The sequence below is a fragment of the Rickettsia lanei genome (assembly GCF_056242675.1).
Genome location: NZ_CP172233.1, coordinates 354,900 through 372,129, shown reverse-complemented (window position 1 = coordinate 372,129; position 17,230 = coordinate 354,900). Strand labels below are relative to the sequence as shown.

The window sequence follows — 17,230 nt, the reverse complement described above, 5'->3', positions numbered from 1 at the left end:
TATTTAATGAGCAATAGCAATATAGACAATGATCTAGATAAAATAGATAGTTTACTTAAAAAAGCTAAATCTAAAAAGATACCGGTCACTTATGATGATATAAACAACGCTCTTCCTCTTAATAAAAATCCTTCAATAAGACAATTAGAGGAAGCTATATTAAAATTTTCCGATGCAGGAGTAGATATTTTAGACTCTAATGAAGATGATGAAATTAAGTTTGATATCGGAATGGATGAAGAATTTAAGCTATCTACCAATGTTGATAATGAACCTGAGGATGAGGTAGAAGAAGAAAATATAGGTACTACCGATGATCCTGTAAGATTATATCTTAAGGATATGGGGGGAGTCGATCTTTTAACTCGTGAACATGAAGTAGAAATAGCAAAAAGGATTGAGGAAGGACATAAAACAATGACTGCTTCCTTATGTAGAAGCCCTATTGCTATGCGTTGTTTTATAGTATGGTATGAAGATTTAGTTAATGAAAAAATGTTACTACGTGATCTGATAGATTTAGAAGCTAACATGTTACATGACGAAACACCCGAAAATGATGAAGAACATAGTAGTGAGACCGAAGGAGAAGAGCATGAGGATAATCACTTATCTATGTCTAGAGTAGAAACGCAGATATTACCTAATATTATAGAGCGTATGAAAAAGATTGCTTTTATCTGCGAAGAGCTCCTCATTGAAGCTAAAAAATGTTATGAGAAATCTTTTGAGCCGAAGGTTTTACAAAATAGCAAAAAATATAATAATTTGGAATTATTAATAAATGAAGTTTCGGAAATACATTTTAATTCTAAAAGAACGGAAGAAATTTTAGGTAAGATGTATGGAATAAATCGTGATTTAATTAATAAAGAAACAGCTTTTTTAAAACTTGCTGAAAAATATGGAGTAACTCGCCAAAATTTCCTTGATGAATATATAGGATCGGTTATCAATGCAGCATGGAAAGAAAAAATGCTGAAAAATAAAAAAGTCGCTTGGAAAGAGTTAATGACTAAAGAATCGGATTATATAGATCAAATGATTGCTGAATTATCGGTTATAGAATCTAAAACCGGTCTTTTAGTTAATGATTTTAAAAAACTAGTGAATACTATACAAAAAAGCGAGAGACAAACGCTACAAGCAAAAAAAGATATGATAGAAGCGAATTTACGTTTAGTTATATCTATTGCTAAAAAATACGCTAATAGAGGATTGCAGTTTTTAGATTTAATTCAAGAAGGTAATATAGGACTTATGAAAGCAGTGGATAAATTTGAATATCGCCGTGGTTATAAATTCTCTACCTATGCTACGTGGTGGATTAGACAAGCTATAACAAGAGCTATTGCCGATCAAGCAAGGACTATACGTATTCCTGTGCATATGATTGAAACAATTAATAAGATATTACGTACTTCAAGACAAATGCTTAATGAACTCGGATACGAACCAACAGCAACGGAAATCGCTAACCGTCTTTCAATGCCGCTTGATAAAGTGCGTAAAGTCATGAAAATAGCTAAAGAACCTATAAGTCTTGAGAATCCCGTAGGTGATGATAGTGACGGCGGTCAATTAGGCGATTTTATCGAAGATAAGAATGCAGTAGCACCGATTGATGCGGCAATTCAGTCAAATTTACGAGAAGTTACCACTAGAGTACTTGCCACCCTTACGCCTCGTGAAGAAAGAGTGCTTAGAATGCGTTTCGGTATAGGTATGAATACTGACCATACATTAGAAGAAGTAGGGCAGCAATTTAAAGTAACTAGAGAACGTATAAGACAAATCGAGTCAAAAGCTTTAAGAAAGTTACAACATCCTATTAGATCCAAAAAACTTAATAGCTTTAGAAGCGGAGGAAAGCGTGGTGATGGTAATCCATCGGATTTACTAGAAGCATGATAATACTTATACTGTCATCCCGTGATTTGGGATCTCAGGACACGGGCTGTGATACAAGATCCCGTGGTCAAGCCACGGGATAACAGTGGGCTATTATGTATCGATATAAAATTACCATTGAATATTTAGGTACGGATCTTGCAGGTTGGCAAAGACAAGCAGGAGTAATGTCGGTACAGCAGATATTAGAAGAAGCGATTTATAAATTTTCCGGTGAACAGGTGATATTGTTTGGGTCAGGAAGGACAGATGCCGGTGTTCATGCTGTAGGTCAAGTAGCACATTTTGATCTTTCAAAATATTTAGAACCTCACAAAATTATTACAGCTATCAACTATTTTGCAAGACCGTATGCCGTAGGAGTATGGAATTGTGAATTAGCCCCCAATAATTTTCATGCTAGGTTTTCGGCTACCTCTCGTTATTATATATATAGAATTATTAATAGACCTTATCCATCGGTAATTGATTTAAATAGAGCATGGTGGATTAGTTCACCTTTAGATGTTCCGGCTATGCAACAAGCTGCCGCCTATCTATTAGGCAAACATGATTTTACTTCATTTAGGGCTAGCTCATGTCAATCAAAATCACCGATTAAAACTTTAACTGAACTTAATATTATTAAAGAAGACGAAGAAATAAAATTATATCTTTCAGCCCCGTCATTTTTGCATCATATGGTACGTAATATTGTTGGCAGTTTAGTACTTGTTGGTAAAAATATTTGGCAGGCAGAACAAATTAAAGATGTTTTAGAAGCCAAAGATAGAAAAGCCGCTGGTCCTACTGCTCCCGCCTCCGGTCTTTATTTTGTGAAAGCAGCGTATTAACAACCATAAATTTTGTCATTACAATGCCTCCCTGCATAGGCATTGTTATGTGGATACCACCTTGTCATTGCGAGGAAATTACGAAGTAATCTCAGGATATTTGACGAGATTGCCACGCAAGTACTATGGTTGCTCACAATGACAACCGGGTATCCATCTACAAAGCACACTCGTAATGACATCCTAAATTAGTACACTACGACACTGTCAATAAACTGTATAATTTTTCATGGATGTTAGTTAGCTTACCTATATCATTTCCACCGGCTTGAGCAAGGCTTGCTTGTCCACCTCCGCCGCTGCCACCTAAGAATAAAGAAAGTTTTTTTGCAATTATATCTGCATTGTATTTGTCTGTTATAGCTTTACTCACCGCAACCGTAATAGATAATTTACCAATTCCCTCGGCAATATATACCATTATCAAATCTTCTACTTTTTTTGTTAAATTTTCGGCAGCTTGACGTAATATTTTATTGTCTATATTTCCTACTTTTTTATATAATAGTTTTATTCCTGTTATTTGTGCAGCTTGCTTTTCAATTTGCTCTATACTTAAATCTAAACTAGCTAAAAGAGTTTTTTCTAACTCTTTCTCAACTTCCTTGTTACGCTCTAAGATATTATTAACCTTAGTAATAAGTTCATTTTTATTAGTTTTGAAACTGCTTTCTATCGATTTAAGTAAACTATCCTTTTCTCTCATTAATGTAATTACGAATTCACCGCAAACTGCTTCAATTCTACGAACACCTGCTGCTATAGCACTTTCGCTTGTGATTTTAAAGCAACCGATGTCACCGGTACGTCTGACATGCGTACCGCCGCATAATTCTAAAGAAGTCTCACCCATCTTAACTACTCTTACTTCAGAGTCGTATTTCTCGCCAAACAGTGCCATAGCTCCTTGTTTAATTGCATCTTCAGTTGCCATTAATGTAGTAGTTACTTCATGATTATCTCTAATAATCTCATTTACCTTATCTTCGATTAAAGTGATTTCTTCATTAGTCACAGCTTTAGAATGGCTAATATCAAAGCGTAAATAAGTCGGAGCGACTAACGAACCTTTTTGAGTAACATGTTTCCCAAGTACCTCATGCAGTACTGCATGTAATATATGCGTTGCCGAATGATGAATTCTTAAATTTTGCCTATATCTTATGTCTATACTAAAATTAGCATTCTCGCCTACGTTAATCTGCCCCTTTTTCAAAATACATTTGTGGACTATAATAGAACCTAAATATTTTAAAGTATCTATTACTTCTACTTCAGAATCTTTTGCAAATATCGTTCCGATGTCACCTATTTGACCGCCTGATTCACCGTAGAAAGGAGTTTGGTTGCTGATTAGTAGGAATTGTGTATCTATTTCTTTTATATCATTAACTAAATTATTATTTTTGATTAATGCAATTATTTTACATTTTGCTTCATTAAGTGTATATCCTAAAAACTCCGTGCTACCATGTTGCTCTTTGATATCAAACCACAACTGATTGGTTTTTGATTCACCGGAGCCAAGCCAAGATTTTCTAGCACGTTCTTTTTGCATAAGCATTTGTTCTTCAAACCCTTTGTGATCAACGGCAATATCACGGTTTTTTAGAATATCTTCGGTTAAATCAAGCGGAAATCCGTAAGTATCGTATAGTTTAAATGCTACTTCTCCTGATAATTCATTACCTTTTGTTAGCGTTTCTGTTTCTTCGGTAAGAAGTTTGAGACCACGTTCTAATGTGGCTTTAAATCTAATTTCTTCTTGTTCTAAGATACTGCTTATAAAGCTTTCTGCTCTTTTAAGTTCAGGATAAACATTCCCCATTAAATCAACAAGTTTTGGCAGTAATTTATACATTAAAGGTTCTTTTGACCCAAGCATATGAGCATGCCTCATGGATCTTCGCATAATGCGGCGAAGTACGTAACCACGCCCCTCATTTGAAGGAATAACGCCGTCAGCTATTAAAAAGCTACTTGCTCGTAAGTGGTCGGCAATAACTCGGTAAGAAAATTTAGCTTCTCCCTCTGCTTTCACTTTTACTATATTTTCGGTAAAATTAATTATTTCCTGAAATAAATCTATATCATAATTGTTGTTAACATGCTGTAATACTGCCGTCATACGCTCAAGACCCATACCGGTATCGATAGATTTTTGCGATAATTCTATGCTAGTATCTTTATCGATTTGTTCATATTGCATAAATACCATATTCCAAATCTCGATAAATCTATCACCGTCTTCATCTTTAGTACCAGGAAGTCCGCCATATATTTGTTCACCGTGGTCGTAAAAAATTTCGGAACAAGGACCGCAAGGGCCAGTATCACCCATTGACCAAAAATTATCGTTTGTTTTGATCTTTATGATGCGATCATCCCCAAAACCTGCTATTTTTTTCCAATAAGCAGCTGCTTCGTCATCAGTATGATAAATTGTTGCATAAAGCTTGTCTTTTGGGAGTTCAAATTCTTTAGTCAATAAATTCCAAGCGTAATATATGGCTTGTTCTTTAAAATAGTCACCGAATGAAAAATTACCTAGCATTTCAAAAAAGGTATGATGTCTTGCCGTATAACCGACATTCTCAAGGTCATTATGCTTGCCGCCGGCTCTAAGAGACTTTTGACTAGTTACCGCTTTGTTATAAGGTCTTTTTCCTTGTCCGGTAAAAACATTTTTAAATTGTACCATTCCGGAATTAACAAACATTAAGCTAGGGTCATTGTGTGGAATTAACGAGCTGGCCGGTACATGTGTATGATTATTTGCTTTAAAGTAAGTTATAAATTTACTTCTAACTTCTTCAGTGGTAAATTTAGTCATGGTAAGATATATTATTTAATGTTATGTCATTCCGGAGAGGATCATTGTTCGTCATGGCGAGGAAAATTACGTAGTAATTGTACGTACGCAATCTCGTGCCAAAGTCCTGAGATTGCCACGCTCCTTTTAGTCGTTCGCAATGACGGTTCGGGTATCCACGCAGAAATGACGTCCAGTATAGTAAAATACACTGAATTATGATTAAAATAAATTTATTTATGAAAAATATTTTTGATTCGATCAAATTACATTTTGTTCAATTTGCTACAAAATTAAAAATATTTTCTTTCAAAAGAAAAAAGATTGTGGTGTTACTAGGTAATAAAGGTGTATTTCTTAGTACTTTTCTCGATAATAAATTATTAGATAAATTATTTATCCCTACTCGGGAACAGATAGACTTAAATCCTTATAAAAACTTTTTTAGTAAATTTCCAAAAAGCGATATTTATTTTTTACTTGACGGCAGTGAATGTAAAACACGGCACGATCAAATACCTATATTACAGTCAATAGTTAAACTTGATCCTATTGAACAATTTATTGAAGGTTATTTTAATAAAGAAGACATTATAGCACATTGTGTTTACGAAATTACTACTACCCCAAGTGAAATTTGGTCGACTTTAATTATGTCGTGTCCATTTGAAACACCTTTAAGTGATATAATTTCATGCATTATAGATAAAAGATCTCTTGATTTAAAAGGAATTTACTTTTTAACGTTAGAGCTAAAAGTTATTATAAATAAAATAGTGCAGAATATAGAAAATGATAAATATAACGATTATTTTCAAATTTGTGTATATGCATCACAAGCTAGCGGTATAAAATTTATTATCAAACATAAAAATAATATAATAACAATTAGAAATCTTGAGTATCCATTTGATAAAACAATCGGCTATGTTCAAGGTATTATAGAACAAGAAATTAATGATTGTTTGATATTATTTAAAAACTATATAAGTAATCTTGACCAAAGAGCCTGTATAATTCTTATAGTAGATGAAGAGTTAAAATCTTTATTAGAATCAACAAACTTTGAAGAACGTCCTGTAATCTTTATACCGGTTGATAATATACTAAATAAGCAAACTCTAGAAAAAGAAAGATTTATAGATACGAATATTAGTAGACTGTTTCTAGAATATAAGAGTTTTCCCGCTTATAATAATAATTTAAAATCAATAAAAAAACTAGTTACTATAAAGGATCTGACATTTAAATTATATAGTGCATTACTTATAATATTAATATTAGTGGTTGGTATTATCAAATATAATACAAAACAAAATTACAAAGACATAAACTCTATTAATGAAAAATATTATGCAACAAATCAAGAATATGATGAGATCAAATATAAATATCCTTATATTAAAAATACTACTAGCCTAGCTGATTTATATGTAATAGAAAAATTACTAGAAGCACCGGTACCACTGCCGTTTGATTTACTTAAAAGGCTAATAATTACTTTAAATCCGGCTTTTAAATTAGAAGAAATTAAATGGGAATTAACAAATATAGATAATATTTTGTTAGTTTCTAAGAGACAATTAATAATCAAGTTAATACTTAAATATCATACTAATAATCTATCGGTATATGAATCTCTAAAGATGCTAGATGATCATATGACAAACGTAAAAAATAAATTATCTAATTTGCAGATAGATTATGTTATATATAAGGATAAAATACTTGATATATTCGGTAAGGTAGTAATTCCTTTATCGGTTAATATAGTTGATAATAAAACGTAATATTCCATGTCATTCCCACGTAGGCGGGAATGACATAAACCATGCAACAGCACTAATAACCCAAGGTAAAAATAATGTTTGAAAAATATATTATGTATTTAAAGAATCTTATATTTTTTCAATTTATTATATATTTCTTCTTTATTTCCTTAACTATTTGGATAATAAAAATTTTCCAGCAAGAATACAGTAAATCTATTCTTGATAAACAAGTTTTACAAGAAAATTTAACAGAGGAAGTTTTAAAGCTTTATTCTGTCATTAACTCTAAAGAAGAAATATTAGAATCGTACAAAAAATATGTAGATTTAAGCGTGCCAAGTAGTGTGAGTTACTTAAATTATCAAGAACTAATTCCTAAAATAAAAAGCTTAAGCAATAAATATGATTTAGTAGAACCTATAGATGTATTTATAAATTCAGTATTTTTTAAAAATAATGTTCAGGCGATTGAAGGAGAAGGTGAATCGATTTATGTAAATAATTATAGCATAAATATAAAATATGCATGTGCAGATTTTTTGACTTTTCTAAAAATATTCTCTGAAATTTATTCTTATATGCCTCCTAATACTCTTATATCTTTTGTACGAGTACGTAATGAAGAAGTATTAACACCTAAGAATATATATAAACTTTCAGTAAATCATGCTCCTAATCTTATTTATGCTAAATTGATATTATATATCAGAGAATTAGCCTCAAAATAAATTACCACAATGAATAATGCAATAGTACTTAATAACGTAAATACTAATTTATTTAAAAAAGATATTATTAATAATTTTGTCAATAATCTTATGAAATCTACTTGCTCTACTATTGCAAATATGCTTGCTATAGATTATACGCTAAGGCTTAATTCTAAACCAGAGGCTGAAAAATATATTAATAAATGTATTTCTAGACTCAAAAATTATTTAGGTATGCGGGTTATTAACGATGATAATTTTTCCGTAGCATTAGAGTTATTTGCAATAATGATTACTTCTGAAGACGAAAATGAGCAAAATAAGAATAATATTTTAGAGCAATCACAAGATATAATAGCAGAAAATCTTGTAGAAGTTTATTTTGGAGATGAAATAAATAGTACCGAAAAAGAAAAAATTAAAAATATATTTAAAACTCTTTTAAAAGAGAAGAATTTTGATAAAATAATAAATTATGCGGAGTCTCACAAAAAATTATTTAAGGCTTCTGTAATGTATGCAATGAAGAAATATAATAATATTGATGAAGCAACCATCTATATAAAGAAAGAATTTAATAAAATATTAGAGATGTCTTTAGTATTTACACAAAAAAGTAATATATTTAAACAAGCAACTGGAAAAATCGCCGGTGCTGTTTGTGCTTTATTAGTCGGAGCAATCAGTGTTGCGACTGCAGGAGCGGCTTTTTCTATCATAGTTGTACCGGCATCAATTTTTGCCGTCAGATATGCACCTGAACTTGGTGAAAAAATTGGAGAATTAATTTTGAATAATGATAATGCAATAAAACTAGAACAAAGCAATATAGATAAGTTTATGAAAACATTACAAAATGATAAAGAAAGTCTTCTATCTCAAGAAAAAACAAAAAACATCAAACAAAATATTAAAGTTTCTCCTTCTCAAATCAATGTTAAATTAACTAAGAAAGTGGTTAATGAAAAACATAGATAGGGTATAGTCATTGCGAGAAGAATTACGCAGTAATTCGACGAAGCAATCCAGTAAAAATTCTGTAAATCAGAATTTTTTTAATTATTTTTCTAGATTGCCACATCTCTACGCTCTTCGCAATGACGACTACGGTATCAACGCAAGCAAAGCTATTCGCATGAAATAAAGCTATTTTTACTTGAGAATATAAAATATTACTCTTATTATCTTTTTTTAAATCAATAAAATAACTTCATGAGAAAAGTAGTAATATCCGGCATGATCGGCAACGCTTTAGAATGGGATTATGCATTATATGCGCAATTTGCTTATATTATAGGGCAGCATTTTTTCCGGATCCAGAAATGCAAGAGACGTTAACTTTTGCGGTATTTGCTGCAGGCTTTGTAGTACGACCGCTCGGCGGTATTATTTTCGGTAATATAGGTGATAGATTCGGTAGACGTACTGCTTTGGTGATGGGTATTATAGCTATGGCAATACCGACGCCGGGATAGGGCTCTTACCAAGTTATAAAACTATTGGAATTGCCGCTCCTATTATTTTAACTATTATCAGACTCATACAAGGTTTTTCTTTAGGAGGGGAATTTAGCGGTTGTATTTCGTATATTGTAGAACATGCTTCGTTCGAGCAGCGAGGACTTGCGGGGAGTAGTTCATTTGTTAGTATGTGCGGCGGTATGCTGTTTGGACTTGGTACAGCAGCCGGTTTTTCTTATTTTATGCCTGCCGATATGCTATTTGAATGGGGTTGGAGGATACCTTTTATTGCCGGTTTATTTATTAGCTCCGTAGGTTTATATATTAGAAAGAACCTAGCAGAAAGTCCTATTTATAAAAAAGCTAAGGGAACAAGGCGTTTAGCACGTTTTCCTTTACGAGAAACATTAACAAAATATCCAAAAGAACTAATTATCGCACTTGGTCTGTATATTACCGTAACTGCTCCTTTTGATATTTCTACGGTTTTTATTGGTAATTTTATGCAAACACTCGGTTATACTAATCAGCAAAGCACAATTGTTAGTAGTATAATATTAATCGTAATGATGATAGTATTTCCTATATCTGCGTATGTTTCGGATAAGGTGGGGCGACGTCCTGTACTAATATGGGGGATTATCTTGTTAATTTTATCAGTCTATCCTATTTTTGTAGTCTTAGGGTCGATGAATTTTACTTTAGCTATAAAATATCTCAAGTAATATTTGCTGGAGTTATTAGCATCTATATGGGGCCTATTCCAATGGTTTTAGTAGAGATATTTCCGACTAGCATAAGATTTACCGGTGTTGCACTTTCATATAACCTTGCAGCTGCTATATTTGGCGGTACTGCTCCAATGTTAGCAATGATGTTAACGAAAGTTACTGGAGACAATTATGCTATTGTATATTATTTAATTGCACTTGCCTTGTTATCTTCTATAATTCTAAAATTCTATAAAGAAACCTATAAAAAGAATCTAGTAAATTAATATGAGCGAAGTTTTTGAAATACCAAACGGTGAAAGCAAGGTTTTACTCCATTGTTGTTGTGCTCCTTGTGTTGGCCCTTTAATGGAAAAAATGATCGATACCGGCATTAAGTTTATGCTTTTTTTCTATAATCCTAATATTCATCCTAAAAAAGAATATGAGCTTCGTAAAAACGAAAATATTAAATTTGCCGAGAAACATAATATAGAATTTATCGATGCAGATTATGATCCACAAAATTGGTTTAGGCGTGCTAAAGGGATGGAGCTTGAGCCTGAGAGAGGTATACGCTGTACAATGTGTTTTGATATGCGTTTCGAGCGTACGGCTTTATATGCTTATGAGAACGGTTTTAAAGTTATAACTAGCTCGCTTGGTATTTCTAGATGGAAAGATATGAACCAAATTAATGAATCAGGAACTAGGGCGGCATCTCATTATGAAGGGGTGACCTATTGGACTTATAATTGGCGTAAAGATGGTGGTGCTAGCAGAATGTACGAAATTGCAAAAGAAGAGAAATTTTATAAACAAGAATTTTGCGGCTGTGTTTATTCTTTCCGTGATACTAACGATTGGCGAGTAGCAAACAATCGTCCTAAAATCGAGATCGGCAAGGAGTATTATTAAGACCTCAAATTAATAAAAAAATATTTTATTTTTTTGCATCTTTATATTATAATAATCTAGACAATCTAGCTATATGAGGATTTTATATGAATAAATGGCAGTTACACGAAGCAAAGAATAAGTTAAGTAATATTATTGATATTGCAATGCATGGTACTCCTCAATGTATTACAAAAAGGGGTAAAGAAGCAGTTGTAATTATTAGTATAAAAGACTATAAACAACTTACTAAACAAAAACCTGATTTCAAAGAATATTTATTGAGCATACCTAAGACAGATAATTTGGATCTTCAGAGAGCAAAAGGATATGCTAGAGATTTTGAATTATGAAATATTTATTAGATACTAATGTTGTATCTGAAATTCAAAAGAAAAAATCCAATTCTCAAGTAGCAGCATGGTTTTCAATTATTCATTCTAGCCAGTTATACTTAAGTTGTATTACTATCGGCGAAATAAGAAAGGGAATATCAAAATTAGCCAAGAAAGATAAAATAGCAAGTTTGAAATTAGAAAAATGGTTAGAAAGAATAATAATAGATTATAATGAAAGAATTCTTAATATTGACAAAGAAATATGTGAGGAGTGGGGTGAATTAATGAGTATTGATAGTACGAATGTAATCGATGCTTTAATAGCTGCACAGGCAAAACAAAGTAATATGATACTAGTTACTAGAAATATTAAACATTATAATATGTTTAATATAAAAATATTTGATCCTTTTAACTGATCAAAATTTTCTTTCCCAATAATAATATCCTATGAAAAAACTATCATTTCAGCAAATTATTCTGACATTACAAAATTATTGGCAGGATTATGGCTGTGCAATATTGCAACCTTACGATGCCCATGTTGGAGCCGGTACGTTTCACCCTGCAACTGTACTTCGCTGCCTTGGTACTAAACCTTGGTCTGTTGCATATGTTCAGCCATCAAGAAGACCAGGAGATAGCAGGTATGGTATGCATCCTAATAGAATGCAGCATTATTATCAGTTTCAAGTTATCTTAAAGCCGTCTCCGGGTAATATTCAAGAGTTATATCTTAAAAGTTTAGAATGTTTAGGCATAGATTTAAAAATTCATGATATCAGATTTGTTGAAGATGATTGGGAGTCGCCAACCTTAGGTGCTGCCGGGCTTGGCTGGGAAGTATGGTGTAACGGTATGGAAGTATCGCAATTTACTTATATGCAGCAAATCGGTGGTATTGAATGCCGTCCCGTTGCCGGTGAAATCACTTATGGACTCGAGAGGCTTGCTTTATATATTCAAGGTGTTGATGAAGTAAGAGAGCTTGATTGGAACGGGCAAGTAGGCGAAAAAGCTTTAAAATACGGTGAAGTGGATTTCGAAGCTGAATGGCAATTTTCAAAATATAATTTAGAGCTTGCCGATAGTGAAATGTTACTGCGACATTTCAAGGATAGCGAAGACCAGTGTGAGAGATTAATCAAAGCTAATTTACCTATGCCGGCTTATGATGAATGCCTTAAGGCAAGTCATGCATTTAATCAACTAAATGCACTTGGAGTAATAAGCGTCACTGAGCGTGCTTCTTATGTTGTAAGAGTGCGTCATTTAGCTAGAATTTGTTGTACAAAATGGTTGGAGATGAACAAGTGAGCGAGTTATTATTAGAACTATTTAGCGAAGAAATTCCGGCTTTTATGCAAAAAAATGCTGAAGAGGGTTATTTAAATATATTCACAAAAATTTTTGAAGAAAACGAAATATTTGCAAAAGTACAAGTATTCGCGGGACCTCGCAGGATAACGCTGCATGCTACCCATTTGCCAAAGATAACTTTGCCAAAAGAGGAAGAAATTAAAGGACCAAGCATAGAAGCTCCAGAAGCCGCTATTAACGGTTTTTGTAAAGCTCATAATGTTAGTAAATTAGAGCTTCCTACTAAATTAATTAGTAATCAGCTATATTATTTCTTTGTCAAAAAAACAGAAGAAAGAGAAATAAAAGAGATTTTGCCGGAGATTATTATAGAGGCTATTAATAAATATAGCTGGGCAAAATCGATGTTTTGGGGTGATTACAAAATAAAATGGATTAGACCTCTGCGCAATATTTTATGTATATTTGACGGCGAAATATTACCGATGCAATTTGGGCATTTAACCGCTAATAATATTACGTATGGGCATCGTCTTACTGATAATAAAAAATTAGAAGTAACAGATTTTGAAGATTATAGAAATAAGCTTTTAGAAAATCATGTTATTTTAGAAAGAGCAAAGCGAGAGGCAATAATTAAAACCGGTTTACTGGAACTAGCAAATTCTCATGAGTTAATTATAAAAGAAGATAATCGTTTAGTAGAAGAAGTAGTAGGGCTTAGCGAATTTCCTGTTGTGCTGCTTGGAAAAATACCGCAAAAATTTTTAGAGTTACCTAAAGAAGTACTTATTTCTTCGATGCGTACGCATCAGAAATATTTTTGTTTATTTGATAAAACAGGAAATTTCACACCGTATTTTCTCTTTGTCAGTAATGGCAGATTTACAAATGCTGAACTAGTTATTCAAGGTAACGAGAAAGTTCTATCGGCACGTCTTTCGGATGCTTTATATTTTTGTAAGCAGGATATAGCTAAAACTTTAGAATCAAGATTAGGCCAATTAGAAGCTGTAACATTTCATGCAAAGCTTGGTAATTTAAGAGAAAAAATTGAACGCATAACCGATATTTGTAATTATATAGCTCCAAATAATAAGGATTTGATTACAGCAGCTAGACTGTGCAAAAGTGATCTTGTTTCTGAGATGGTCAGGGAATTTCCTGATTTACAGGGGATTATGGGTTATTATTATGCAAAACATGAAGGGCTAAATGCAGAAATAGCCGCTGCAATTAAAGACCATTATAAACCGCAAGGTTTGAGCGACAATGTACCAAGTGGAAATGCGGCTTTACTTGCTTTAGCCGATAAGCTAGATAGTTTAGTAGGTTTGATGATAGCAGGGGAAACACCAACAGGCTCAGGTGATCCATATGCCTTAAGACGTCAAGCTCTTGGTATAATAAGAATAATACTTGAAAATAAATTAGAGCTAAATTTTAATGATTTAATTAATTTTTCTATAAACTTATATAAAGATTCATCTAACGAAAATAAGAATTTAATAATATCTTTTTTTGAAGAAAGAGCAAAATTTTACTTTAAAAATGACTATGATGTTGCGTTAATTAATGCAGTTCTTGACTTAAATTTAGTAGATACAAACTTTAAGCTTGATGAGTTAAAAGAATTTTTAATAGAAGACGCAGGCAAGCAATTATTAAATGCTTACAAACGAGCTAGCAATATAATTGGTGATCAGAAAATTACCGGCTTAGTTGATGTGAGTCTCTTTAGTACACAACCTGAAAAAGAATTATTTGAAGTAATCCAAAAAATTTCTCCGCAAATTATAGATAGTATAGCTGATAAAGATTATAAGAAAGCCTTAAATTTATTATCGTCTCTATTAACTCCCATTACTAGCTTTTTTGATAATGTACTCGTTAATGACTCTGATCCAAAGATCGCTCAAAATCGTTTGTCGTTATTACAGAATATTTGTGAATTATTTGATAAAGTAGCTAAGTTTAACCGCTTATGATAAACAAAGCAGTTCAATTTATAAAATCAGGTAAAGTGGTCGTTTTTCCGACTGAAACAGTCTATGGGATTGGTGCGGATGCCACAAATAATGAGGCGTGTTTAAAGATTTTTCAGTTCAAAGAGCGCCCTGCTATCAATCCGCTTATCGTGCATGTCTCCTCCATAGAGCAAGCAAAGGAAATAGGGGAGTTTGACGCTTTAGCTACAAAAATAGCAGAAAAATTTTGGTCTGGACCATTATCTATAGTTGTCCCTTTAAAAGAGAATGCAAATATTGCCCCTAGCGTAACAGCAGGACTAAATACCATAGCACTGCGGATACCATCTTATCCTGTAGCGTTAGAGCTTATCAAACAATCAGGCATACCTATAGCTGCCCCAAGTGCTAACCCTTCAAACTATATTAGTCCGACTAACGCTGAGCATGTCACAAAACATTTTAAGGATAATCAGGAAATTTTTATTTTAGCACCTGAAATCTATCAATCTAAATATGGGCTAGAGTCAACGATCGTTGATACAACAACTGTTACTCCTACTATTCTTAGAGAAGGGTTTATAACTGCTGAAATTTTAGGAGAAATACTAGGGATAGAAGTTTTAAAAGCATCAGAGACAAGTACTATAAAAGCTTCGGGAATGCTTGCAAAACACTATTCACCAAAAGTACCGGTTAGGCTAAATGCTATAAATTTAGAGGATAAAGAAATCGGATTAAATTTTAGCAATAGCAATCTTACAGGAAGATTTTCATTAAACTTAAGTGTAAAAGGTGACTTTATAGAAGCCGCTGCAAATCTTTATGCTTATTTAAGAATACTTGACGATTATGCTGCATCTCATGATGTAAGAGGTATAGCAGTTAGCCCTATACCTCAAGTGAATATAGGGGCTGCAATTAATGATCGCCTAAAACGTGCCGCAAAATCATAAATTTTGGCGTTCTATTCGCCTTAATAGCTTTTTGATGATATTTGGTAATTACATAGTTATCGTGCGGTTTTAAATAATCGTTTTTATTTATAATTTCAAAATTACTGTTCTGTTGTATTAACTCTATTGCTTCATAAAAATAATTTTCGATATCGGAAGCAAATACTAAATTACCATTGTCTTTTAGCTTATCTTGTAAAAGCTTAAGTCGTTCTTTATTGAAAATACGTTTCTTTTTTTGCTTATTTTTTATCCATGGATCGGGAAATAAAATATAAATTCCATCAAGGCTATTACTTGGTATCTCATTTAATATTAAATCCAAATTATTAGGGAATAATAAAAAATTCGTGATATTTTGTTCGCCTGCAAGCTTTAAAACATTTGCAACTCCGTTTAAATATACCTCTATCCCAATAAAAAGTGCATTAGGATTCATTTTAGCTTGATTAATGAAATGCTCACCCATACCAAAGCCTATCTCAAGAAATACTTTACGTTTTTCATTTACAAGCTTTTCTTGAGAAAATAAATATTTTGGTAGTTTGTTATCTAATAAATTCTTTTGTACTCCTGATAAGCTTTTACCGATACGTCTTGCATATGACCGATTGAGATTAATAGGAGACAATAATATTACCCTACTGTGACCTTGTAGATCCTTATAAACGCTTTCAATATTATAACCATGATCTAAGAAAATTTGGGTTACCGCTTCTTCCTGTTTAAATCCTATTTCTAATATAATCTTACCGTTTGGTTTTAAGAATTGTTTGGCATTTTCGGCGATGAGAAAGTAAGCTTGCAGTCCGTCTTTTTCAGCAAATAAAGCAATAGACGGTTCATAATTGATTGTTTCAATTGCCATCTCTGATTTTTCGCTGTGAGCTATATATGGCGGGTTGCTAACGATAAAATCAAATTTCTGAGTTTCAATATTCTCAAACCAATTACTGTGAATAATCTGAATGCGATCCGTTACCTCATATTTTGCCGCATTACTTTTGATAATGTCTATAGCATCAAGACTTATATCGGTTGCAATTACATTAGCATTCGGTAACTCACATAATAGACTGATAGCAATGCAGCCACTACCTGTGCCAAGTTCTAGGATATTTAAGAATTTGTCATTGCAGTTTTCGCTTATGTCATTCCCGCGAAAGCAGGGATCCGGTTGTTTTTTGTCTGGATTCCCGCTTTCGCGGGAATGACATTGAAATACAACATCCACCAAAACTTCAGTATCGCTTCTTGGAATTAATACATGTTTATTAACAATAAATTCACGTGAGTAAAATTCTTTAACACCTGTAATATATACTATCGGTTCATGCTTTAATCTTCTCGCTAACAGTTTTTCAAAAGCTTCTATCTTGGCTTCATTTAACTGTTCATCAAGATTAATAAGTAAATACTCAATAGGTTTATTTATAACATGCTGTAGTAAAATTCGTGCTTCTAATTGCGGCGAACTAATACCTATTTTATTTAATTTATCTGTAGCGTCACTAAGAATTTGCTTTATAGAACATTGCATGGAA

13 protein-coding genes and 1 pseudogene are annotated in these 17,230 nt (G+C 32.5%); 12 read left to right on the top strand and 2 right to left on the bottom strand.

Annotated features, from left to right (window positions below):
• Positions 1-6: 6 nt before the first annotated feature.
• Both rpoD and truA read left to right on the top strand, forming a co-directional pair.
• Positions 7-1,911 carry an RNA polymerase sigma factor RpoD gene (gene rpoD / locus ACHBLB_RS02170; protein WP_475842322.1) on the top strand — a complete coding sequence of 635 codons (1,905 nt, stop codon included), beginning with the start codon at positions 7-9 and terminating at the stop codon, positions 1,909-1,911.
• A 95-nt stretch (positions 1,912-2,006) separates the two neighbouring features.
• Positions 2,007-2,744, top strand: a complete 738-nt coding sequence (truA, locus tag ACHBLB_RS02165; RefSeq protein WP_475842320.1) for a tRNA pseudouridine(38-40) synthase TruA — start codon at positions 2,007-2,009, stop codon at positions 2,742-2,744.
• A gap of 196 nt (positions 2,745-2,940) precedes the next feature.
• Here the strand turns inward: truA and alaS are convergent, their stop codons facing one another.
• Positions 2,941-5,577, bottom strand: coding sequence for an alanine--tRNA ligase (alaS, locus tag ACHBLB_RS02160; protein ID WP_475842318.1), 2,637 nt, complete (start codon positions 5,575-5,577; stop codon positions 2,941-2,943).
• 197 nt (positions 5,578-5,774) lie between these two features.
• Between alaS and ACHBLB_RS02155 the strand changes: the two genes are divergently transcribed.
• The 10 genes and pseudogenes from ACHBLB_RS02155 to ACHBLB_RS02110 all read left to right on the top strand — a co-directional run bounded on the left by ACHBLB_RS02155 (position 5,775) and on the right by ACHBLB_RS02110 (position 15,686).
• A complete protein-coding gene (locus ACHBLB_RS02155) occupies positions 5,775-7,346 on the top strand; it encodes a hypothetical protein (protein WP_475842315.1) in 1,572 nt (523 codons plus the stop codon).
• Positions 7,347-7,420: 74 nt separating this feature from the next.
• Positions 7,421-8,056: a hypothetical protein gene (locus ACHBLB_RS02150; RefSeq protein ID WP_012151428.1), complete on the top strand. Its 636-nt coding sequence runs from the start codon at positions 7,421-7,423 to the stop codon at positions 8,054-8,056.
• A 9-nt stretch (positions 8,057-8,065) separates the two neighbouring features.
• Positions 8,066-9,016, top strand: a complete 951-nt coding sequence (locus tag ACHBLB_RS02145; protein WP_475842312.1) for an RP853 family protein — start codon at positions 8,066-8,068, stop codon at positions 9,014-9,016.
• A 234-nt stretch (positions 9,017-9,250) separates the two neighbouring features.
• Positions 9,251-10,495: pseudogene (locus ACHBLB_RS02140) on the top strand (MFS transporter).
• Position 10,496: 1 nt separating this feature from the next.
• On the top strand, positions 10,497-11,126 hold the full coding sequence (locus tag ACHBLB_RS02135; RefSeq protein ID WP_475842310.1) for an epoxyqueuosine reductase QueH: 630 nt from the start codon (positions 10,497-10,499) through the stop codon (positions 11,124-11,126).
• An 86-nt stretch (positions 11,127-11,212) separates the two neighbouring features.
• Entirely contained in the window at positions 11,213-11,458 is a 246-nt protein-coding gene (locus ACHBLB_RS02130) for a type II toxin-antitoxin system Phd/YefM family antitoxin (protein ID WP_475842308.1), read from the top strand.
• The gene (locus tag ACHBLB_RS02125) at positions 11,455-11,862 is read left to right on the top strand and encodes a type II toxin-antitoxin system VapC family toxin (RefSeq protein WP_014365081.1); all 408 of its coding nucleotides are present in this window, start codon (positions 11,455-11,457) and stop codon (positions 11,860-11,862) included. Before ACHBLB_RS02130 ends, ACHBLB_RS02125 begins: the two co-directional genes overlap by 4 nt.
• A gap of 31 nt (positions 11,863-11,893) precedes the next feature.
• The gene (locus ACHBLB_RS02120) at positions 11,894-12,760 is read left to right on the top strand and encodes a glycine--tRNA ligase subunit alpha (RefSeq protein ID WP_475842306.1); all 867 of its coding nucleotides are present in this window, start codon (positions 11,894-11,896) and stop codon (positions 12,758-12,760) included.
• Positions 12,757-14,751: a glycine--tRNA ligase subunit beta gene (gene glyS / locus ACHBLB_RS02115; protein WP_475842304.1), complete on the top strand. Its 1,995-nt coding sequence runs from the start codon at positions 12,757-12,759 to the stop codon at positions 14,749-14,751. Before ACHBLB_RS02120 ends, glyS begins: the two co-directional genes overlap by 4 nt.
• Positions 14,748-15,686, top strand: a complete 939-nt coding sequence (locus ACHBLB_RS02110) for an L-threonylcarbamoyladenylate synthase (RefSeq protein ID WP_475842302.1) — start codon at positions 14,748-14,750, stop codon at positions 15,684-15,686. The genes glyS and ACHBLB_RS02110 overlap by 4 nt, the downstream gene beginning before the upstream one ends.
• On the opposite strand, the gene trmB is transcribed toward ACHBLB_RS02110, so the two are convergent.
• The gene (gene trmB, locus ACHBLB_RS02105; protein WP_475842300.1) at positions 15,652-17,226 is read right to left on the bottom strand and encodes a bifunctional peptide chain release factor N(5)-glutamine methyltransferase PrmC/tRNA (guanosine(46)-N7)-methyltransferase TrmB; all 1,575 of its coding nucleotides are present in this window, start codon (positions 17,224-17,226) and stop codon (positions 15,652-15,654) included. The genes ACHBLB_RS02110 and trmB overlap by 35 nt on opposite strands.
• Positions 17,227-17,230 lie beyond the last annotated feature (4 nt).